This is a genomic window from Psychrobacter arcticus 273-4, from assembly GCF_000012305.1.
GTDB lineage: Bacteria > Pseudomonadota > Gammaproteobacteria > Pseudomonadales > Moraxellaceae > Psychrobacter > Psychrobacter arcticus.
The window spans coordinates 1,958,843-1,983,292 of the sequence record NC_007204.1 but is presented as its reverse complement, the minus strand read 5'-3'; the positions used below and the strand labels follow the sequence as shown (position 1 = coordinate 1,983,292).

Annotated in this window: 5 protein-coding genes; 3 read left to right on the top strand and 2 right to left on the bottom strand. The window is 53.3% G+C overall.

What is annotated here, in order from left to right; genetic code table 11:
* The first annotated feature begins 9 nt into the window (after positions 1-9).
* A complete protein-coding gene (locus PSYC_RS08320) occupies positions 10-555 on the top strand; it encodes a DUF3124 domain-containing protein (protein ID WP_011280869.1) in 546 nt (181 codons plus the stop codon).
* 288 nt (positions 556-843) lie between these two features.
* Here the strand turns inward: PSYC_RS08320 and PSYC_RS08315 are convergent, their stop codons facing one another.
* On the bottom strand, positions 844-1,866 hold the full coding sequence (locus tag PSYC_RS08315) for a D-cysteine desulfhydrase family protein (protein WP_011280868.1): 1,023 nt from the start codon (positions 1,864-1,866) through the stop codon (positions 844-846).
* A gap of 91 nt (positions 1,867-1,957) precedes the next feature.
* The gene (locus tag PSYC_RS08310; RefSeq protein ID WP_011280867.1) at positions 1,958-2,236 is read right to left on the bottom strand and encodes a hypothetical protein; all 279 of its coding nucleotides are present in this window, start codon (positions 2,234-2,236) and stop codon (positions 1,958-1,960) included.
* A gap of 798 nt (positions 2,237-3,034) precedes the next feature.
* Between PSYC_RS08310 and PSYC_RS08300 the strand changes: the two genes are divergently transcribed.
* The gene (locus PSYC_RS08300; RefSeq protein ID WP_011280866.1) at positions 3,035-3,757 is read left to right on the top strand and encodes an OmpA family protein; all 723 of its coding nucleotides are present in this window, start codon (positions 3,035-3,037) and stop codon (positions 3,755-3,757) included.
* Positions 3,758-3,820: 63 nt separating this feature from the next.
* Complete coding sequence (locus PSYC_RS08295; RefSeq protein WP_011280865.1) at positions 3,821-23,968, top strand: Ig-like domain repeat protein; 20,148 nt, start codon at positions 3,821-3,823, stop codon at positions 23,966-23,968.
* The last annotated feature ends 482 nt before the right edge of the window (positions 23,969-24,450 follow it).

Genomic DNA, 24,450 nt, shown 5'->3' with positions numbered 1-24,450 from the left:
AAAGAGGCCATGAGAAAATATCGAGTATCTATGCTTTGTCTGACTGCCCTGATATTGTTTTCAGGTTGTGATCGGTCTATACAAGATCCAAATGTGTTGTTTTCAGAGAAGCATAAGGATCCAATTAAGCAGCTGGAAAAGACGTCAATAGCAACGGATCATAGCCAGTTTCGCTATAAGCAAACGTTTTATGTGCCCATATATTCAGACATTTATACCGATAGAGACAATCGTAAAGTATTGCTTTCTGCAACACTCAGCGTGCGTAATACCACGTTAAAAAAATCATTATATATCAATAAAATTGATTATTACGATACTGGTGGCACACTGGTAAAGTCCTACTTAAGAGATCCTATTGAGCTGCCAGCGATGGCAACCCTAAATTATATTGTAGAAAAAGAAGAGGATAAAGGTGGTTCTGGTGCCAACTTTATTATTGAAGTAGAAGGGATAGACGACACCGTTACACCTGTCATTGAGGCGGTCATGATCGGTAATTTTAGCAATAAAAGCTTTGCTTTTATGACTGAGGGTACGCCTGTTGTACATTGATAAATGTATAGCAGGTAGATTTATTTTACCAAGCATCAAATAAGGTAAATTTGATGCTTGGTTACTATCGTTGAAATACTTTAAAGTCGCTACCGTATTGCTGGTGTAAATTTTTTGCAGCCTCTGTCTGCGTAGGCACAGCAAGCAAGAAAAATTTGCACCAGCAATACGTGTTGTATCGATATTACTTTTCACCGACTATATGGCTTAGATTTTATGATGATTTAGAGGTTGCTCACTGAGTCGGCTAATGGTGATTAACCGACCTTTTTGTTGGCGTTAGGCAGACTAACTATCGCTTTGAGACACCGCTAAAGCACTGGCATAAGCGAACAAAGCGGGCGCGCCGCCAGTATGCCAAAATAACACACTGTCCGTTTTCTTGATTTTACCGGTACGAATCATATCTATGAGCCCGCCCATCGCACGACCCGTATAAACAGGATCTAATAATATGCCTTCCGTTTGCGCGGTCATGGCAATGGCTTCATTTTCTAATGCGCCAATAACCCCATAACCGTCTCCCACATAATCAGAATTAAGCATTAGATCTGTCTCTGAAAAGCTATAGTCTGCACCGATCAATGCTGCTGTGCTGTTGGCAAGGGAGACAATATACTGATCAAAAGGTACTTTATCCGTTTCACCTTTATCAATATTGATGCCCACTATTTGATAAGGTGAGTTAAAGATTTTATTGCCAAGCATTAAGCCCGCTTGTGTCCCACCGGAGCTAGACGCAAAAACGATATGAGTGAACGAGATATCCATCTCTTGACGTTGCGATTCAAGCTCTTTGAAAGCTTCGATAAAGGCAAAAGCCCCCAGCTCGCTTGAGCCCCCATAAGGGACAACATAGGGTTTCTTACCTGCATTTTCGAGCTGCTCTACAATATCAGGAATGTCTTCTCCTTTACGATTATTGCCTGCCCAGTGAATATGACAGCCAAAAATCTTATCCAGTAAAAGATTGCCATTGAGCTGATCCGGCTCTTGTCCGCCCAAAACTAAATGGCATTCAAGTCCCAAACTGGCTGCGGCGGCTGCGGTCTGGCGACAATGATTTGACTGCGCAGCACCTGCTGTCACGATCGTATCCGCACCTTGAGCAAGTGCATCCCCAATAATAAACTCAAGCTTTCTGGTTTTATTACCGCCTAATGCCAGTCCCGTATTGTCATCTCGTTTCATATAAATTTTAGGGCCATTAAGTGCTTTGCTTAATCTGGTCAGCTCAATCAACGGCGTTGGGAAAAATCCTAAAGGTTGTCGATTCATGCTCGGCAGGCTTGGTATAGATTTATTTTGCATAATTCATCCACTCTGAGATAAGGCAAGTTACAGATATTTTTGAATAATATCTGACCATAATAACGATTTGATTTATAAGGACCTTATAGAATTATAAGCTATGAATGCGAAGTAGTGAATAGAGATGGTCATCGCCTTTGATATTTTCTAAATTATCATCAAAAAAACTGTCAGGTGCCATATTAATAATTCGCTTTTTCTCTAATTTATTGTTATTTTCTTGTAAGTTCTGATTACTTATTGTTTCTGATTTTATAGAGTAAATAGGAGAGATATCGATAGTTTTTAAAGACTTATTAGGTATTTTTTCATCAGTTTTAACGATAGGTTTCTTACTCGAGCCTAAATATCTCTCATGATTATTGTCCATATCATGGTCTTTTTTTGCAGTATTAAGCGTGCTTATATGAGCTTTTATGAGCTTTAGCTATAGTCGGCGGATAATCCTTTCCTATACTAGTAATGATAATAGGATCTTCAGTGAGTTTCTGACCGTGATCTATATTATTTGTACGATTTTCATACGAATTCACGTAGAAGAGAAAGATGATATCTAGGTGTAGAAGTATTGCAAACACTAAGGCAGCTGACCATTTTTTAAAAAATTGAGTCATCATAAAAAATCATCCGTTTCTAACATTAGAATGCGTCAACGATATATATGTATGTCAAAAAATTGATAAGATTTTCTAATAGTATCAATTTGTCTTGAAAGTTTTATTAATCAAATATATAGAATAAAACAGTAGGCTACCTTTCTAATATCAGTTAATAATAATTCCATATTGTACAATTATTTATTTGGTTTTTAAAATATCATTACCTAATTTAATCTTGAATACATTATGTTACATAATAATATGTATATTATTACATTCAGAGTGAAATCACTTGATTGCATTATAAATACAGAGAGATATAATAAAATGAACGCCACTGCAAAAGTTAATTATTGCTTTTTTGTAGAGGTATAATTTTTTAGGAAAATCTCGTTTAATTTAAAGAAGATATTAAATATATCTAATAGGATTAATATGGTTAGTTCAAAATAAAATAGATACGATATTAAAGAGGTGCGACTGGTAATAATTTAGCAGCTAATGAAAGTAGAGTCGTCTTTTTCCGCGACTCGAATGATAACGAGCAGTCACGTAATATCAAGATAGGAATGGGATCTGATAACACGTTTCATGTCAGTCTTCAAAACGGACATGATTCAGATGCCGTTATCTGTAGCAGCTCCCAAATCATCAGTGTAGGAAAATTAAATCAGGAAAGTGGCAAAGTTATTTCTCGCTCTAAGAGCTATCAATTTATTCCTCAAACAACGACTTATTTACAAGTCGTTTTGTCAGCAGCAGGTAGCCCTGTTATTCAGCAGATACCAGTTGATGAAGCGTTACTGTTATTGAATCAAACGACTCGTCAAATTCATCAGATTAGTCGGGTGCTATTGGACTGCAACGTTTCAAAATCAGCTCCAATTCCAACTTTACTCCAAGAACCGATTGCGATCACTACGGTAGGTAAGCCGGAAATTAAAAACCGCGCTCAATTTAATGTACTGTTTGACTTCGATAACGCAGGTATTAAAAGCAAACACTCTGCAGTGTTAAGGGGCATGACTAACTTTATTCAAGCCTATCCACAGATTGCAGTTACGTTAGAAGGTCACACGGACAATAAAGGTCCAGAAAGCTATCACTTAAAGCTTTCTGAGTCCCGTGTAAACATGGTTAAAAATATTTTAGTAGACAAGTATGGTGTAGACGCTATGCGTTTAAGCACAGTAGGGTACGGGGAAACTATGCCAGTTGATAGCAATAATACTGAAAAGGGTCGTCAAAACAACCGCCGAGTTGTTGCTATCGTTAGTCAAAGGAATAACTAAACGAACTCATATTTTTATATGAATATGCCTCTCACTTAGCACTGGTTAATTAAGGATGATTTTATGAGCACTATAACTGTCAAAGTAAACGCCCAAACCGAAAACATTGCTGAACACAAAGTCGTGACACAAAACGGTAAACCTACAATAATAAAAGCCATCGATAAAGTTAACTACGAGCTCCTTGATGAGTCTACGGGCCGCGCTCCGAACCACATTGTTACCAAACGCATAGACAAAGCACTGCACATCTTTTTTGAAGGCGACAGTGAAATGTCGGATCTTATTATTGAAGGGTTTTATGATAATATCGAGAGTGCCCTCATCGGCGTCGCTGAAGATGGCAGTTATTATTATTACATTCCTGATTCAGGTGATATTGGTGACTACGTCACTGAGCTACAAGCAGATGGGATACGGGGTCAAGCGCTGGGCGGCAACGCACAGGTTGCGCCTTGGTGGGTAGGTGCTACAGAGACTGCTGGCTTTAATGCGTTGCCATGGTTGGTTGGTCTTGCAGGCGTAGGACTTGCAGCTGCTGCTTTCTCTAATTCTAACGCCGCTGACGTCACCGTGGACACCACCGCGCCTACCGCCCCAACCATCAATAGCCCAATCGCAGGTGACGACATTGTTAATGGCGCTGAAGCCGCAGCAGGCTTTGCCGTGACGGGTACGGGTACAGCAGGGGACACCCTCACCCTAACCAATGCTGCAGGCACTCAAATCGGTCAACCCGTGACGGTTGGTGCGGATGGCACCTGGAGTGTGGCAGTGACTCAAGCAGACGTCACGGCCATGGGTGAGGGTTCTGAAACCCTAACCGCAACCGCAACGGACGCCGCTGGTAACGCCAGTATCGTCATCGCTGACATCACCGTGGACACCACCGCGCCTACCGCCCCAACCATCAATAGCCCAATCGCAGGTGACGACATTGTTAATGGCGCTGAAGCCGCAGCAGGCTTTGCCGTGACGGGTACGGGTACAGCAGGCGACACCCTCACCCTAACCAATGCTGCAGGCACTCAAATCGGTCAACCCGTGACGGTTGGTGCGGATGGCACCTGGAGTGTGGCAGTGACTCAAGCAGACGTCACGGCCATGGGTGAGGGTTCTGAAACCCTAACCGCAACCGCAACGGACGCCGCTGGTAACACACCAAGTGTCACCACCGCTGACATCACCGTGGACACCACCGCGCCTACCGCCCCAACCATCAATAGCCCAATCGCAGGTGACGACATTGTTAATGGCGCTGAAGCTGCAGCAGGCTTTGCCGTGACGGGTACGGGTACAGCAGGGGACACCCTCACCCTAACCAATGCTGCAGGCACTCAAATCGGTCAACCCGTGACGGTTGGTGCGGATGGCACCTGGAGTGTGGCAGTGACTCAAGCAGACGTCACGGCCATGGGTGAGGGTTCTGAAACCCTAACCGCAACCGCAACGGACGCCGCTGGTAACACACCAAGTGTCACCACCGCTGACATCACCGTGGACACCACCGCGCCTACCGCCCCAACCATCAATAACCCAATCGCAGGTGACGACATTGTTAATGGCGCTGAAGCTGCAGCAGGCTTTGCCGTGACGGGTACGGGTACAGCAGGGGACACCCTCACCCTAACCAATGCTGCAGGCACTCAAATCGGTCAACCCGTGACGGTTGGTGCGGATGGCACCTGGAGTGTGGCAGTGACTCAAGCAGACGTCACGGCCATGGGTGAGGGTTCTGAAACCCTAACCGCAACCGCAACGGACGCCGCTGGTAACATACCAAGTGTCACCACCGCTGACATCACCGTGGACACCACCGCGCCTACCGCCCCAACCATCAATAACCCAATCGCAGGTGACGACATTGTTAATGGCGCTGAAGCTGCAGCAGGCTTTGCTGTGACGGGTACGGGTACAGCAGGCGACACCCTCACCCTAACCAATGCTGCAGGCACTCAAATCGGTCAACCCGTGACGGTTGGTGCGGATGGCACCTGGAGTGTGGCAGTGACTCAAGCAGACGTCACGGCCATGGGTGAGGGTTCTGAAACCCTAACCGCAACCGCAACGGACGCCGCTGGTAACACACCAAGTGTCACCACCGCTGACATCACCGTGGACACCACCGCGCCTACCGCCCCAACCATCAATAACCCAATCGCAGGTGACGACATTGTTAATGGCGCTGAAGCTGCAGCAGGCTTTGCCGTGACGGGTACGGGTACAGCAGGGGACACCCTCACCCTAACCAATGCTGCAGGCACTCAAATCGGTCAACCCGTGACGGTTGGTGCGGATGGCACCTGGAGTGTGGCAGTGACTCAAGCAGACGTCACGGCCATGGGTGAGGGTTCTGAAACTCTAACCGCAACCGCAACGGACGCCGCTGGTAACATACCAAGTGTCACCACCGCTGACATCACCGTGGACACCACCGCGCCTACCGCCCCAACCATCAATAACCCAATCGCAGGTGACGACATTGTTAATGGCGCTGAAGCTGCAGCAGGCTTTGCCGTGACGGGTACGGGTACAGCAGGGGACACCCTCACCCTAACCAATGCTGCAGGCACTCAAATCGGTCAACCCGTGACGGTTGGTGCGGATGGCACCTGGAGTGTGGCAGTGACTCAAGCAGACGTCACGGCCATGGGTGAGGGTTCTGAAACCCTAACCGCAACCGCAACGGACGCCGCTGGTAACACACCAAGTGTCACCACCGCTGACATCACCGTGGACACCACCGCGCCTACCGCCCCAACCATCAATAACCCAATCGCGGGTGACGACATTGTTAATGGCGCTGAAGCTGCAGCAGGCTTTGCCGTGACGGGTACGGGTACAGCAGGGGACACCCTCACCCTAACCAATGCTGCAGGCACTCAAATCGGTCAACCCGTGACGGTTGGTGCGGATGGCACCTGGAGTGTGGCAGTGACTCAAGCAGACGTCACGGCCATGGGTGAGGGTTCTGAAACCCTAACCGCAACCGCAACGGACGCCGCTGGTAACGCCAGTATCGTCATCGCTGACATCACCGTGGACACCACCGCGCCTACCGCCCCAACCATCAATAGCCCAATCGCAGGTGACGACATTGTTAATGGCGCTGAAGCTGCAGCAGGCTTTGCCGTGACGGGTACGGGTACAGCAGGGGACACCCTCACCCTAACCAATGCTGCAGGCACTCAAATCGGTCAACCCGTGACGGTTGGTGCGGATGGCACCTGGAGTGTGGCAGTGACTCAAGCAGACGTCACGGCCATGGGTGAGGGTTCTGAAACCCTAACCGCAACCGCAACGGACGCCGCTGGTAACACACCAAGTGTCACCACCGCTGACATCACCGTGGACACCACCGCGCCTACCGCCCCAACCATCAATAGCCCAATCGCAGGTGACGACATTGTTAATGGCGCTGAAGCTGCAGCAGGCTTTGCCGTGACGGGTACGGGTACAGCAGGCGACACCCTCACCCTAACCAATGCTGCAGGCACTCAAATCGGTCAACCCGTGACGGTTGGTGCGGATGGCACCTGGAGTGTGGCAGTGACTCAAGCAGACGTCACGGCCATGGGTGAGGGTTCTGAAACCCTAACCGCAACCGCAACGGACGCCGCTGGTAACACACCAAGTGTCACCACCGCTGACATCACCGTGGACACCACCGCGCCTACCGCCCCAACCATCAATAGCCCAATCGCAGGTGACGACATTGTTAATGGCGCTGAAGCTGCAGCAGGCTTTGCCGTGACGGGTACGGGTACAGCAGGGGACACCCTCACCCTAACCAATGCTGCAGGCACTCAAATCGGTCAACCCGTGACGGTTGGTGCGGATGGCACCTGGAGTGTGGCAGTGACTCAAGCAGACGTCACGGCCATGGGTGAGGGTTCTGAAACCCTAACCGCAACCGCAACGGACGCCGCTGGTAACACACCAAGTGTCACCACCGCTGACATCACCGTGGACACCACCGCGCCTACCGCCCCAACCATCAATAACCCAATCGCAGGTGACGACATTGTTAATGGCGCTGAAGCCGCAGCAGGCTTTGCCGTGACGGGTACGGGTACAGCAGGGGACACCCTCACCCTAACCAATGCTGCAGGCACTCAAATCGGTCAACCCGTGACGGTTGGTGCGGATGGCACCTGGAGTGTGGCAGTGACTCAAGCAGACGTCACGGCCATGGGTGAGGGTTCTGAAACCCTAACCGCAACCGCAACGGACGCCGCTGGTAACACACCAAGTGTCACCACCGCTGACATCACCGTGGACACCACCGCGCCTACCGCCCCAACCATCAATAGCCCAATCGCAGGTGACGACATTGTTAATGGCGCTGAAGCCGCAGCAGGCTTTGCCGTGACGGGTACGGGTACAGCAGGCGACACCCTCACCCTAACCAATGCTGCAGGCACTCAAATCGGTCAACCCGTGACGGTTGGTGCGGATGGCACCTGGAGTGTGGCAGTGACTCAAGCAGACGTCACGGCCATGGGTGAGGGTTCTGAAACCCTAACCGCAACCGCAACGGACGCCGCTGGTAACACACCAAGTGTCACCACCGCTGACATCACCGTGGACACCACCGCGCCTACCGCCCCAACCATCAATAGCCCAATCGCAGGTGACGACATTGTTAATGGCGCTGAAGCTGCAGCAGGCTTTGCCGTGACGGGTACGGGTACAGCAGGGGACACCCTCACCCTAACCAATGCTGCAGGCACTCAAATCGGTCAACCCGTGACGGTTGGTGCGGATGGCACCTGGAGTGTGGCAGTGACTCAAGCAGACGTCACGGCCATGGGTGAGGGTTCTGAAACCCTAACCGCAACCGCAACGGACGCCGCTGGTAACGCCAGTATCGTCATCGCTGACATCACCGTGGACACCACCGCGCCTACCGCCCCAACCATCAATAACCCAATCGCAGGTGACGACATTGTTAATGGCGCTGAAGCTGCAGCAGGCTTTGCCGTGACGGGTACGGGTACAGCAGGGGACACCCTCACCCTAACCAATGCTGCAGGCACTCAAATCGGTCAACCCGTGACGGTTGGTGCGGATGGCACCTGGAGTGTGGCAGTGACTCAAGCAGACGTCACGGCCATGGGTGAGGGTTCTGAAACCCTAACCGCAACCGCAACGGACGCCGCTGGTAACACACCAAGTGTCACCACCGCTGACATCACCGTGGACACCACCGCGCCTACCGCCCCAACCATCAATAACCCAATCGCAGGTGACGACATTGTTAATGGCGCTGAAGCTGCAGCAGGCTTTGCCGTGACGGGTACGGGTACAGCAGGGGACACCCTCACCCTAACCAATGCTGCAGGCACTCAAATCGGTCAACCCGTGACGGTTGGTGCGGATGGCACCTGGAGTGTGGCAGTGACTCAAGCAGACGTCACGGCCATGGGTGAGGGTTCTGAAACCCTAACCGCAACCGCAACGGACGCCGCTGGTAACACACCAAGTGTCACCACCGCTGACATCACCGTGGACACCACCGCGCCTACCGCCCCAACCATCAATAGCCCAATCGCAGGTGACGACATTGTTAATGGCGCTGAAGCTGCAGCAGGCTTTGCCGTGACGGGTACGGGTACAGCAGGGGACACCCTCACCCTAACCAATGCTGCAGGCACTCAAATCGGTCAACCCGTGACGGTTGGTGCGGATGGCACCTGGAGTGTGGCAGTGACTCAAGCAGACGTCACGGCCATGGGTGAGGGTTCTGAAACCCTAACCGCAACCGCAACGGACGCCGCTGGTAACACACCAAGTGTCACCACCGCTGACATCACCGTGGACACCACCGCGCCTACCGCCCCAACCATCAATAACCCAATCGCAGGTGACGACATTGTTAATGGCGCTGAAGCTGCAGCAGGCTTTGCCGTGACGGGTACGGGTACAGCAGGGGACACCCTCACCCTAACCAATGCTGCAGGCACTCAAATCGGTCAACCCGTGACGGTTGGTGCGGATGGCACCTGGAGTGTGGCAGTGACTCAAGCAGACGTCACGGCCATGGGTGAGGGTTCTGAAACCCTAACCGCAACCGCAACGGACGCCGCTGGTAACACACCAAGTGTCACCACCGCTGACATCACCGTGGACACCACCGCGCCTACCGCCCCAACCATCAATAACCCAATCGCAGGTGACGACATTGTTAATGGCGCTGAAGCTGCAGCAGGCTTTGCCGTGACGGGTACGGGTACAGCAGGGGACACCCTCACCCTAACCAATGCTGCAGGCACTCAAATCGGTCAACCCGTGACGGTTGGTGCGGATGGCACCTGGAGTGTGGCAGTGACTCAAGCAGACGTCACGGCCATGGGTGAGGGTTCTGAAACCCTAACCGCAACCGCAACGGACGCCGCTGGTAACACACCAAGTGTCACCACCGCTGACATCACCGTGGACACCACCGCGCCTACCGCCCCAACCATCAATAACCCAATCGCAGGTGACGACATTGTTAATGGCGCTGAAGCTGCAGCAGGCTTTGCCGTGACGGGTACGGGTACAGCAGGGGACACCCTCACCCTAACCAATGCTGCAGGCACTCAAATCGGTCAACCCGTGACGGTTGGTGCGGATGGCACCTGGAGTGTGGCAGTGACTCAAGCAGACGTCACGGCCATGGGTGAGGGTTCTGAAACCCTAACCGCAACCGCAACGGACACCGCTGGTAACATACCAAGTGTCACCACCGCTGACATCACCGTGGACACCACCGCGCCTACCGCCCCAACCATCAATAACCCAATTGCGGGTGACGACATTGTTAATGGCGCTGAAGCTGCAGCAGGCTTTGCTGTGACGGGTACGGGTACAGCAGGCGACACCCTCACCCTAACCAATGCTGCAGGCACTCAAATCGGTCAACCCGTGACGGTTGGTGCGGATGGCACCTGGAGTGTGGCAGTGACTCAAGCAGACGTCACGGCCATGGGTGAGGGTTCTGAAACCCTAACCGCAACCGCAACGGACGCCGCTGGTAACACACCAAGTGTCACCACCGCTGACATCACCGTGGACACCACCGCGCCTACCGCCCCAACCATCAATAACCCAATCGCGGGTGACGACATTGTTAATGGCGCTGAAGCTGCAGCAGGCTTTGCCGTGACGGGTACGGGTACAGCAGGGGACACCCTCACCCTAACCAATGCTGCAGGCACTCAAATCGGTCAACCCGTGACGGTTGGTGCGGATGGCACCTGGAGTGTGGCAGTGACTCAAGCAGACGTCACGGCCATGGGTGAGGGTTCTGAAACTCTAACCGCAACCGCAACGGACGCCGCTGGTAACACACCAAGTGTCACCACCGCTGACATCACCGTGGACACCACCGCGCCTACCGCCCCAACCATCAATAACCCAATCGCAGGTGACGACATTGTTAATGGCGCTGAAGCTGCAGCAGGCTTTGCCGTGACGGGTACGGGTACAGCAGGGGACACCCTCACCCTAACCAATGCTGCAGGCACTCAAATCGGTCAACCCGTGACGGTTGGTGCGGATGGCACCTGGAGTGTGGCAGTGACTCAAGCAGACGTCACGGCCATGGGTGAGGGTTCTGAAACCCTAACCGCAACCGCAACGGACGCCGCTGGTAACACACCAAGTGTCACCACCGCTGACATCACCGTGGACACCACCGCGCCTACCGCCCCAACCATCAATAGCCCAATCGCAGGTGACGACATTGTTAATGGCGCTGAAGCTGCAGCAGGCTTTGCCGTGACGGGTACGGGTACAGCAGGGGACACCCTCACCCTAACCAATGCTGCAGGCACTCAAATCGGTCAACCCGTGACGGTTGGTGCGGATGGCACCTGGAGTGTGGCAGTGACTCAAGCAGACGTCACGGCCATGGGTGAGGGTTCTGAAACCCTAACCGCAACCGCAACGGACGCCGCTGGTAACACACCAAGTGTCACCACCGCTGACATCACCGTGGACACCACCGCGCCTACCGCCCCAACCATCAATAGCCCAATCGCAGGTGACGACATTGTTAATGGCGCTGAAGCTGCAGCAGGCTTTGCCGTGACGGGTACGGGTACAGCAGGGGACACCCTCACCCTAACCAATGCTGCAGGCACTCAAATCGGTCAACCCGTGACGGTTGGTGCGGATGGCACCTGGAGTGTGGCAGTGACTCAAGCAGACGTCACGGCCATGGGTGAGGGTTCTGAAACCCTAACCGCAACCGCAACGGACGCCGCTGGTAACATACCAAGTGTCACCACCGCTGACATCACCGTGGACACCACCGCGCCTACCGCCCCAACCATCAATAACCCAATCGCGGGTGACGACATTGTTAATGGCGCTGAAGCTGCAGCAGGCTTTGCCGTGACGGGTACGGGTACAGCAGGGGACACCCTCACCCTAACCAATGCTGCAGGCACTCAAATCGGTCAACCCGTGACGGTTGGTGCGGATGGCACCTGGAGTGTGGCAGTGACTCAAGCAGACGTCACGGCCATGGGTGAGGGTTCTGAAACCCTAACCGCAACCGCAACGGACGCCGCTGGTAACGCCAGTATCGTCATCGCTGACATCACCGTGGACACCACCGCGCCTACCGCCCCAACCATCAATAACCCAATCGCAGGTGACGACATTGTTAATGGCGCTGAAGCTGCAGCAGGCTTTGCCGTGACGGGTACGGGTACAGCAGGGGACACCCTCACCCTAACCAATGCTGCAGGCACTCAAATCGGTCAACCCGTGACGGTTGGTGCGGATGGCACCTGGAGTGTGGCAGTGACTCAAGCAGACGTCACGGCCATGGGTGAGGGTTCTGAAACCCTAACCGCAACCGCAACGGACGCCGCTGGTAACACACCAAGTGTCACCACCGCTGACATCACCGTGGACACCACCGCGCCTACCGCCCCAACCATCAATAGCCCAATCGCAGGTGACGACATTGTTAATGGCGCTGAAGCTGCAGCAGGCTTTGCCGTGACGGGTACGGGTACAGCAGGGGACACCCTCACCCTAACCAATGCTGCAGGCACTCAAATCGGTCAACCCGTGACGGTTGGTGCGGATGGCACCTGGAGTGTGGCAGTGACTCAAGCAGACGTCACGGCCATGGGTGAGGGTTCTGAAACCCTAACCGCAACCGCAACGGACGCCGCTGGTAACGCCAGTATCGTCATCGCTGACATCACCGTGGACACCACCGCGCCTACCGCCCCAACCATCAATAACCCAATCGCAGGTGACGACATTGTTAATGGCGCTGAAGCTGCAGCAGGCTTTGCCGTGACGGGTACGGGTACAGCAGGGGACACCCTCACCCTAACCAATGCTGCAGGCACTCAAATCGGTCAACCCGTGACGGTTGGTGCGGATGGCACCTGGAGTGTGGCAGTGACTCAAGCAGACGTCACGGCCATGGGTGAGGGTTCTGAAACCCTAACCGCAACCGCAACGGACACCGCTGGTAACATACCAAGTGTCACCACCGCTGACATCACCGTGGACACCACCGCGCCTACCGCCCCAACCATCAATAACCCAATTGCGGGTGACGACATTGTTAATGGCGCTGAAGCTGCAGCAGGCTTTGCCGTGACGGGTACGGGTACAGCAGGGGACACCCTCACCCTAACCAATGCTGCAGGCACTCAAATCGGTCAACCCGTGACGGTTGGTGCGGATGGCACCTGGAGTGTGGCAGTGACTCAAGCAGACGTCACGGCCATGGGTGAGGGTTCTGAAACCCTAACCGCAACCGCAACGGACGCCGCTGGTAACACACCAAGTGTCACCACCGCTGACATCACCGTGGACACCACCGCGCCTACCGCCCCAACCATCAATAACCCAATCGCAGGTGACGACATTGTTAATGGCGCTGAAGCTGCAGCAGGCTTTGCCGTGACGGGTACGGGTACAGCAGGGGACACCCTCACCCTAACCAATGCTGCAGGCACTCAAATCGGTCAACCCGTGACGGTTGGTGCGGATGGCACCTGGAGTGTGGCAGTGACTCAAGCAGACGTCACGGCCATGGGTGAGGGTTCTGAAACTCTAACCGCAACCGCAACGGACGCCGCTGGTAACACACCAAGTGTCACCACCGCTGACATCACCGTGGACACCACCGCGCCTACCGCCCCAACCATCAATAACCCAATCGCAGGTGACGACATTGTTAATGGCGCTGAAGCTGCAGCAGGCTTTGCCGTGACGGGTACGGGTACAGCAGGGGACACCCTCACCCTAACCAATGCTGCAGGCACTCAAATCGGTCAACCCGTGACGGTTGGTGCGGATGGCACCTGGAGTGTGGCAGTGACTCAAGCAGACGTCACGGCCATGGGTGAGGGTTCTGAAACCCTAACCGCAACCGCAACGGACGCCGCTGGTAACACACCAAGTGTCACCACCGCTGACATCACCGTGGACACCACCGCGCCTACCGCCCCAACCATCAATAGCCCAATCGCAGGTGACGACATTGTTAATGGCGCTGAAGCCGCAGCAGGCTTTGCCGTGACGGGTACGGGTACAGCAGGCGACACCCTCACCCTAACCAATGCTGCAGGCACTCAAATCGGTCAACCCGTGACGGTTGGTGCGGATGGCACCTGGAGTGTGGCAGTGACTCAAGCAGACGTCACGGCCATGGGTGAGGGTTCTGAAACCCTAACCGCAACCGCAACGGACGCCGCTGGTAACGCCAGTATCGTCATCGCTGACATCACCGTGGACACCACCGCGCCTACCGCCCCAACCATCAATAACCCAATTGCGGGTGACGACATTGTTAATGGCGCTGAAGCCGCAGCAGGCTTTGCCGTGACGGGTACGGGTACAGCAGGGGACACCCTCACCCTAACCAATGCTGCAGGCACTCAAATCGGTCAACCCGTGACGGTTGGTGCGGATGGCACCTGGAGTGTGGCAGTGACTCAAGCAGACGTCACGGCCATGGGTGAGGGTTCTGAAACCCTAACCGCAACCGCAACGGACGCCGCTGGTAACATACCAAGTGTCACCACCGCTGACATCACCGTGGACACCACCGCGCCTACCGCCCCAACCATCAATAACCCAATCGCGGGTGACGACATTGTTAATGGCGCTGAAGCTGCAGCAGGCTTTGCCGTGACGGGTACGGGTACAGCAGGGGACACCCTCACCCTAACCAATGCTGCAGGCACTCAAATCGGTCAACCCGTGACGGTTGGTGCGGATGGCACCTGGAGTGTGGCAGTGACTCAAGCAGACGTCACGGCCATGGGTGAGGGTTCTGAAACCCTAACCGCAACCGCAACGGACGCCGCTGGTAACGCCAGTATCGTCATCGCTGACATCACCGTGGACACCACCGCGCCTACCGCCCCAACCATCAATAGCCCAATCGCAGGTGACGACATTGTTAATGGCGCTGAAGCTGCAGCAGGCTTTGCCGTGACGGGTACGGGTACAGCAGGCGACACCCTCACCCTAACCAATGCTGCAGGCACTCAAATCGGTCAACCCGTGACGGTTGGTGCGGATGGCACCTGGAGTGTGGCAGTGACTCAAGCAGACGTCACGGCCATGGGTGAGGGTTCTGAAACCCTAACCGCAACCGCAACGGACGCCGCTGGTAACACACCAAGTGTCACCACCGCTGACATCACCGTGGACACCACCGCGCCTACCGCCCCAACCATCAATAGCCCAATCGCAGGTGACGACATTGTTAATGGCGCTGAAGCTGCAGCAGGCTTTGCCGTGACGGGTACGGGTACAGCAGGGGACACCCTCACCCTAACCAATGCTGCAGGCACTCAAATCGGTCAACCCGTGACGGTTGGTGCGGATGGCACCTGGAGTGTGGCAGTGACTCAAGCAGACGTCACGGCCATGGGTGAGGGTTCTGAAACCCTAACCGCAACCGCAACGGACGCCGCTGGTAACACACCAAGTGTCACCACCGCTGACATCACCGTGGACACCACCGCGCCTACCGCCCCAACCATCAATAGCCCAATCGCAGGTGACGACATTGTTAATGGCGCTGAAGCTGCAGCAGGCTTTGCCGTGACGGGTACGGGTACAGCAGGCGACACCCTCACCCTAACCAATGCTGCAGGCACTCAAATCGGTCAACCCGTGACGGTTGGTGCGGATGGCACCTGGAGTGTGGCAGTGACTCAAGCAGACGTCACGGCCATGGGTGAGGGTTCTGAAACCCTAACCGCAACCGCAACGGACGCCGCTGGTAACACACCAAGTGTCACCACCGCTGACATCACCGTGGACACCACCGCGCCTACCGCCCCAACCATCAATAGCCCAATCGCAGGTGACGACATTGTTAATGGCGCTGAAGCCGCAGCAGGCTTTGCCGTGACGGGTACGGGTACAGCAGGCGACACCCTCACCCTAACCAATGCTGCAGGCACTCAAATCGGTCAACCCGTGACGGTTGGTGCGGATGGCACCTGGAGTGTGGCAGTGACTCAAGCAGACGTCACGGCCATGGGTGAGGGTTCTGAAACCCTAACCGCAACCGCAACGGACGCCGCTGGTAACACACCAAGTGTCACCACCGCTGACATCACCGTGGACACCACCGCGCCTACCGCCCCAACCATCAATAGCCCAATCGCAGGTGACGACATTGTTAATGGCGCTGAAGCTGCAGCAGGCTTTGCCGTGACGGGTACGGGTACAGCAGGGGACACCCTCACCCTAACCAATGCTGCAGGCACTCAAATCGGTCAACCCGTGACGGTTGGTGCGGATGGCACCTGGAGTGTGGCAGTGACTCAAGCAGACGTCACGGCCATGGGTGAGGGTTCTGAAACCCTAACCGCAACCGCAACGGACGCCGCTGGTAACACACCAAGTGTCACCACCGCTGACATCACCGTGGACACCACCGCGCCTACCGCCCCAACCATCAATAACCCAATCGCAGGTGACGACATTGTTAATGGCGCTGAAGCTGCAGCAGGCTTTGCCGTGACGGGTACGGGTACAGCAGGGGACACCCTCACCCTAACCAATGCTGCAGGCACTCAAATCGGTCAACCCGTGACGGTTGGTGCGGATGGCACCTGGAGTGTGGCAGTGACTCAAGCAGACGTCACGGCCATGGGTGAGGGTTCTGAAACCCTAACCGCAACCGCAACGGACGCCGCTGGTAACACACCAAGTGTCACCACCGCTGACATCACCGTGGACACCACCGCGCCTACCGCCCCAACCATCAATAGCCCAATCGCAGGTGACGACATTGTTAATGGCGCTGAAGCTGCAGCAGGCTTTGCCGTGACGGGTACGGGTACAGCAGGGGACACCCTCACCCTAACCAATGCTGCAGGCACTCAAATCGGTCAACCCGTGACGGTTGGTGCGGATGGCACCTGGAGTGTGGCAGTGACTCAAGCAGACGTCACGGCCATGGGTGAGGGTTCTGAAACCCTAACCGCAACCGCAACGGACGCCGCTGGTAACACACCAAGTGTCACCACCGCTGACATCACCGTGGACACCACCGCGCCTACCGCCCCAACCATCAATAACCCAATCGCAGGTGACGACATTGTTAATGGCGCTGAAGCTGCAGCAGGCTTTGCCGTGACGGGTACGGGTACAGCAGGGGACACCCTCACCCTAACCAATGCTGCAGGCACTCAAATCGGTCAACCCGTGACGGTTGGTGCGGATGGCACCTGGAGTGTGGCAGTGACTCAAGCAGACGTCACGGCCATGGGTGAGGGTTCTGAAACCCTAACCGCAACCGCAACGGACACCGCTGGTAACATACCAAGTGTCACCACCGCTGACATCACCGTGGACACCACCGCGCCTACCGCCCCAACCATCAATAACCCAATTGCGGGTGACGACATTGTTAATGGCGCTGAAGCTGCAGCAGGCTTTGCTGTGACGGGTACGGGTACAGCAGGCGACACCCTCACCCTAACCAATGCTGCAGGCACTCAAATCGGTCAACCCGTGACGGTTGGTGCGGATGGCACCTGGAGTGTGGCAGTGACTCAAGCAGACGTCACGGCCATGGGTGAGGGTTCTGAAACCCTAACCGCAACCGCAACGGACGCCGCTGGTAACACACCAAGTGTCACCACCGCTGACATCACCGTGGACACCACCGCGCCTACCGCCCCAACCATCAATAGCCCAATCGCAGGTGACGACATTGTTAATGGCGCTGAAGCTGCAGCAGGCTTTGCCGTGACGGGTACGGGTACAGCAGGGGACACCCTCACCCTAACCAATGCTGCAGGCACTCAAATCGGTCAACCCGTGACGGTTGGTGCGGATGGCACCTGGAGTGTGGCAGTGACTCAAGCAGACGTCACGGCCATGGGTGAGGGTTCTGAAACCCTAACCGCAACCGCAACGGACGCCGCTGGTAACATACCAAGTGTCACCACCGCTGACATCACCGTGGACACCACCGCGCCTACCGCCCCAACCATCAATAACCCAATCGCGGGTGACGACATTGTTAATGGCGCTGAAGCTGCAGCAGGCTTTGCCGTGACGGGTACGGGTACAGCAGGGGACACCCTCACCCTAACCAATGCTGCAGGCACTCAAATCGGTCAACCCGTGACGGTTGGTGCGGATGGCACCTGGAGTGTGGCAGTGACTCAAGCAGACGTCACGGCCATGGGTGAGGGTTCTGAAACCCTAACCGCAACCGCAACGGACGCCGCTGGTAACGCCAGTATCGTCATCGCTGACATCACCGTGGACACCACCGCGCCTACCGCCCCAACCATCAATAGCCCAATCGCAGGTGACGACATTGTTAATGGCGCTGAAGCTGCAGCAGGCTTTGCCGTGACGGGTACGGGTACAGCAGGGGACACCCTCACCCTAACCAATGCTGCAGGCACTCAAATCGGTCAACCCGTGACGGTTGGTGCGGATGGCACCTGGAGTGTGGCAGTGACTCAAGCAGACGTCACGGCCATGGGTGAGGGTTCTGAAACCCTAACCGCAACCGCAACGGACGCCGCTGGTAACACACCAAGTGTCACCACCGCTGACATCACCGTGGACACCACCGCGCCTACCGCCCCAACCATCAATAGCCCAATCGCAGGTGACGACATTGTTAATGGCGCTGAAGCTGCAGCAGGCTTTGCCGTGACGGGTACGGGTACAGCAGGGGACACCCTCACCCTAACCAATGCTGCAGGCACTCAAATCGGTCAACCCGTGACGGTTGGTGCGGATGGCACCTGGAGTGTGGCAGTGACTCAAGCAGACGTCACGGCCATGGGTGAGGGTTCTGAAACCCTAACCGCAACCGCAACGGACGCCGCTGGTAACACACCAAGTGTCACCACCGCTGACATCACCGTGGACACCACCGCGCCTACCGCCCCAACCATCAATAGCCCAATCGCAGGTGACGACATTGTTAATGGCGCTGAAGCTGCAGCAGGCTTTGCCGTGACGGGTACGGGTACAGCAGGGGACACCCTCACCCTAACCAATGCTGCAGGCACTCAAATCGGTCAACCCGTGACGGTTGGTGCGGATGGCACCTGGAGTGTGGCAGTGACTCAAGCAGACGTCACGGCCATGGGTGAGGGTTCTGAAACTCTAACCGCAACCGCAACGGACGCCGCTGGTAACACACCAAGTGTCACCACCGCTGACATCACCGTGGACACCACCGCGCCTACCGCCCCAACCATCAATAGCCCAATCGCAGGTGACGACATTGTTAATGGCGCTGAAGCCGCAGCAGGCTTTGCCGTGACGGGTACGGGTACAGCAGGGGACACCCTCACCCTAACCAATGCTGCAGGCACTCAAATCGGTCAACCCGTGACGGTTGGTGCGGATGGCACCTGGAGTGTGGCAGTGACTCAAGCAGACGTCACGGCCATGGGTGAGGGTTCTGAAACCCTAACCGCAACCGCAACGGACGCCGCTGGTAACACACCAAGTGTCACCACCGCTGACATCACCGTGGACACCACCGCGCCTACCGCCCCAACCATCAATAGCCCAATCGCAGGTGACGACATTGTTAATGGCGCTGAAGCCGCAGCAGGCTTTGCCGTGACGGGTACGGGTACAGCAGGGGACACCCTCACCCTAACCAATGCTGCAGGCACTCAAATCGGTCAACCCGTGACGGTTGGTGCGGATGGCACCTGGAGTGTGGCAGTGACTCAAGCAGACGTCACGGCCATGGGTGAGGGTTCTGAAACCCTAACCGCAACCGCAACGGACGCCGCTGGTAACGCCAGTATCGTCATCGCTGACATCACCGTGGACACCACCGCGCCTACCGCCCCAACCATCAATAACCCAATTGCGGGTGACGACATTGTTAATGGCGCTGAAGCTGCAGCAGGCTTTGCCGTGACGGGTACGGGTACAGCAGGGGACACCCTCACCCTAACCAATGCTGCAGGCACTCAAATCGGTCAACCCGTGACGGTTGGTGCGGATGGCACCTGGAGTGTGGCAGTGACTCAAGCAGACGTCACGGCCATGGGTGAGGGTTCTGAAACCCTAACCGCAACCGCAACGGACGCCGCTGGTAACACACCAAGTGTCACCACCGCTGACATCACCGTGGACACCACCGCGCCTACCGCCCCAACCATCAATAGCCCAATCGCAGGTGACGACATTGTTAATGGCGCTGAAGCCGCAGCAGGCTTTGCCGTGACGGGTACGGGTACAGCAGGCGACACCCTCACCCTAACCAATGCTGCAGGCACTCAAATCGGTCAACCCGTGACGGTTGGTGCGGATGGCACCTGGAGTGTGGCAGTGACTCAAGCAGACGTCACGGCCATGGGTGAGGGTTCTGAAACCCTAACCGCAACCGCAACGGACGCCGCTGGTAACGCCAGTATCGTCATCGCTGACATCACCGTGGACACCACCGCGCCTACCGCCCCAACCATCAATAACCCAATCGCAGGTGACGACATTGTTAATGGCGCTGAAGCTGCAGCAGGCTTTGCCGTGACGGGTACGGGTACAGCAGGGGACACCCTCACCCTAACCAATGCTGCAGGCACTCAAATCGGTCAACCCGTGACGGTTGGTGCGAATGGCACCTGGAGTGTGGCAGTGACTCAAGCAGACGTCACGGCCATGGGTGAGGGTTCTGAAACCCTAACCGCAACCGCAACGGACGCCGCTGGTAACGCCAGTATCGTCAGCGCTGACATCACGGTTGACACCACCGCACCAGATGCGCCAACTGCCGCCCCTGATGTCACCGACAACGTGGTCAATGATGGCAGCGGTGATGTGCTCGACCCTGCAGAAACCATTACTGATGGCGGCCTTACTAACGACAACACCCCAAGTGTGACCGTACCTGCTAATCAGGTGGCTAACGGCACCCCGCAATTGGTCATTGATGGAGCAGTTGTACCCTCAACTTCTGAGACCAACCCTGATGGCAGCGTGACCTTAACGCCAACTGACCCACTGACTGATGGTGATTATGACCTAAGTTACAACATCATAGATGATGCAGGTAACGTGAGTGGCAATGCTCCTGCTGTTAGTGTGACGATTGACGCCACCGTGCCAGTAGCTAGAGATGACTCAGACAACATAAATTTAGGTGAGCTACAAGTAACCAATTACCCTTCGGTGAATGGCTCTGATTTAGCTGTACTTGGTGTCACCGAAACTAGTAGTGGTGGCTTGGACAGCAGTCTTGGCTTTACCGTGAGTGAAGGTGCGAGTGGTACAGTAAGTATTGAAGTCAAACAGACGGCGTTAGTGACAGTAGCGGATGCAGTAAATATAGAGGTCTATAATAGCAATGGTGATCTTGTTTACGTTGGTACTACTGGTAATGAGCCACTAGTAGGCAATGTAATAGGTCTAGAACTATTAGGGTTAACGGGCAACGATACCTTAACAGCAACGGTGTCTGGTTTAGAACCAGATAAGTACACAATAGTTGTACGTAATGATCGAAGTGTTTTAGAAACCTTAGTCAATGACCTTACATTGTCAGAGTTAGGCGATGCTGGTGTAGTATTAGGATCGGACAACCAAAATACTGTCTTGAGTGCAGTAGAGACCGCATTGAACTTTGATTTTCCTATTTTACAATTGGGAACTACTGTTAGAGGTATTCTCGAAGTTGCATTGCAGGAAACTGGTGAGCTAGGGATTGGTGAGCTAGTAGGTGTACTTCAAGAAAATGCACTAGCAGGTGGTGTACTTGAATATGTAATTGACCCAGTACTTGATGCTGTGGCTGCAGCTCTCCTTAGTAATACTTTGACACTGCTTGAAACTACTGATATTACCGCTACGCTAACTGAGTATAGTTTTGATGGGAATACAAAAATAACAGGTAATGTTATTGATCCTGACGCATCGACTACAGCTGAGCTGGGAGAAGATACAGTTACCGTCAACACTAAGCTGACGGATATCAATAGTGACAATACTCTGTCAGAGCCGACAACTGAAATCGTCGATGGTGTTAACGTATTTACCATTCAGGGTCAATATGGCGTTTTAGTTATCGATGAAAATGGTGTTTATACTTATACGGCCAATGGTGACTACGCCTCTCTAGGTGCAACAGAAGTATTTGAGTACACCATCTCTAATGGTGCAACCAATGACACTGCTAAGCTGACTATTAATATCAACTTTACAGCACCTACGCCTATCGTCACTGATAATGTGGCTAATGACGGCAATGGAGGTGTACTGGCCCCTGCAGAAGTTATTGCAGACAGTGAAACCACAAATGACAACACCCCAAGTGTTGAAATTGCACCTAACATTATTTCTGACGGACAAACGCCGCAGTTGGTAGTGGATGGCGTTGTGGTTGATGCAATCGTCGTGAAAAACCCAAATGGCAGCTATACGTTGACGCCACAAACGGCATTAGAAGATGGAGAATATGCACTAAGTTATAATATAAAAGACTCGCTAAATAATGTCAGTGGTAATGCTCCTGCAATCAATGTAAAAGTGGATACGACGATGCCAGATGCCTTTGATGATCAGGCATCTGCTGGATTAGACATAACACCAGTGGTAATAAGCTCTACAGGCAGCGAGACTGGCACTGTTAGTAGCTTGATCAGCCTTGGCACCGTCGGTGACTTAATTGATGTGAGTTTATTAGGATCGAGTACTGCGTTTTCAGTAGGTGTCGCGACTAATACCACGCAAGACCTGACGATATCTGGTAGTGGAAGTCAAGCATTAGGGCTAGCACTTGGTGACGATAAAGATTTTGATGTTCTTGTGTATCGACAAGAGGTAGGCAGTACTCAAGCTGAACTGGTTCAATCTGTACCAAATTGGCTTGCTTATGATCTAGTTGGTGGTACTTGGAACGGCGCTCCTCTAAATCTTGATACTTTCACAGGTGGTGCAAAATACTATATTGTTGTTGCCAATGGCAGCGGAATATTAAATCTTGGCGTAGGAACATCGGTCACTGTCAAAACTGACTCCATTATAGTCACAGATCTTAATATCAATTTAGTACCAGCCACTGGTAATGTGCTTGATAATGATGTTGATACAGCGTTATCGACAATAGTGACTAATGTCAATGGTGGTATGATCAGCGGACTCACCACCATCGTAGGTAACTATGGTAGTTTGGCTATTGACACTAACGGTGAATATACTTATACGCCAAACGAAAATGTCAATGTGATTGGTCAAACAGATCAGTTTGAATATACGATCGATAACGGTAATGGCAATATTGATACGGCCACGCTGAGCATCACTATCAATGGTGATGGACAAGCTACTACTTCAGTTCCTGATACATCATTGACTGTCTCAAGCGAAGGACTCTATATCCTAAGCTTTGAAGGCTCAGACCAAGTCGTTAGCCTGTCTGATACCATTGATATCATTGATATCATTGATATCAATGGTATTGGTGCCAACACACTGACAGCCCAAGCAGTAGATATTGCCAACTCAGGAATATCTAGCCCTATTTATGTCAAAGGTGGTAGTGATGATACGCTAGATTTAGGGGGTGTTGGCACTGATCTTAGTGACACGGATAACTCTGGTAATCCTTCGATTTGGATCGATACAGGAACCGATGTCACAGATACTGGTGGACAAGTATATAACGTATGGCAATTAGATAGTGATATAGCTACACAGATTTATATTGATACTAATATCAATATTATCTAATCTTGTTTGACTCTTTAAAACGCTTTCGAAATGGAGGCGTTTTTTATACTATCTACCTAATTATTCTAAGATCTAGTTAATAAGCTTTATATAGTCGGTGAAAAGTAATATCGATACAACACGTATTGCTGGTGCAAATTTTTCTTGCTTGCTGTGCCTACGCAGACAGAGGCTGCAAAAAATTTACACCAGCAATACGGTAGCGACTTTAAAGTATTTCAACTATAGGTCTTGTTTTTACCTCGCATTTGGTATTGCACTTCATGTGTTAATCTGTAAACTAATATTTTTATAATGAGATTAATGAGTAATGTTTAGCACACAAAAATCAAGAAATTAATATAACTATATTTATAGGTCTAATTACTGAAGTTTAATATGAAAAAACTATCACACCAAAAAACTCTATCTTATAGCTATATACCATACAGTCACATAACAATCTTAGTTGCGACGATGTGTTTTGCTATAAATACGCAAGC

What these genes read in the sequence shown, in the direction of transcription:
- PSYC_RS08315 (WP_011280868.1), bottom strand. Translation starts at nt 1,866, where the DNA reads ATGCAAAATAAATCTATACCAAGCCTGCCGAGCATGAATCGACAACCT.
- PSYC_RS08310 (WP_011280867.1), bottom strand. Translation starts at nt 2,236, where the DNA reads ATGGACAATAATCATGAGAGATATTTAGGCTCGAGTAAGAAACCTATC.
- PSYC_RS08320 (WP_011280869.1), top strand. Translation starts at nt 10, where the DNA reads ATGAGAAAATATCGAGTATCTATGCTTTGTCTGACTGCCCTGATATTG.
- PSYC_RS08300 (WP_011280866.1), top strand. Translation starts at nt 3,035, where the DNA reads ATGGGATCTGATAACACGTTTCATGTCAGTCTTCAAAACGGACATGAT.
- PSYC_RS08295 (WP_011280865.1), top strand. Translation starts at nt 3,821, where the DNA reads ATGAGCACTATAACTGTCAAAGTAAACGCCCAAACCGAAAACATTGCT.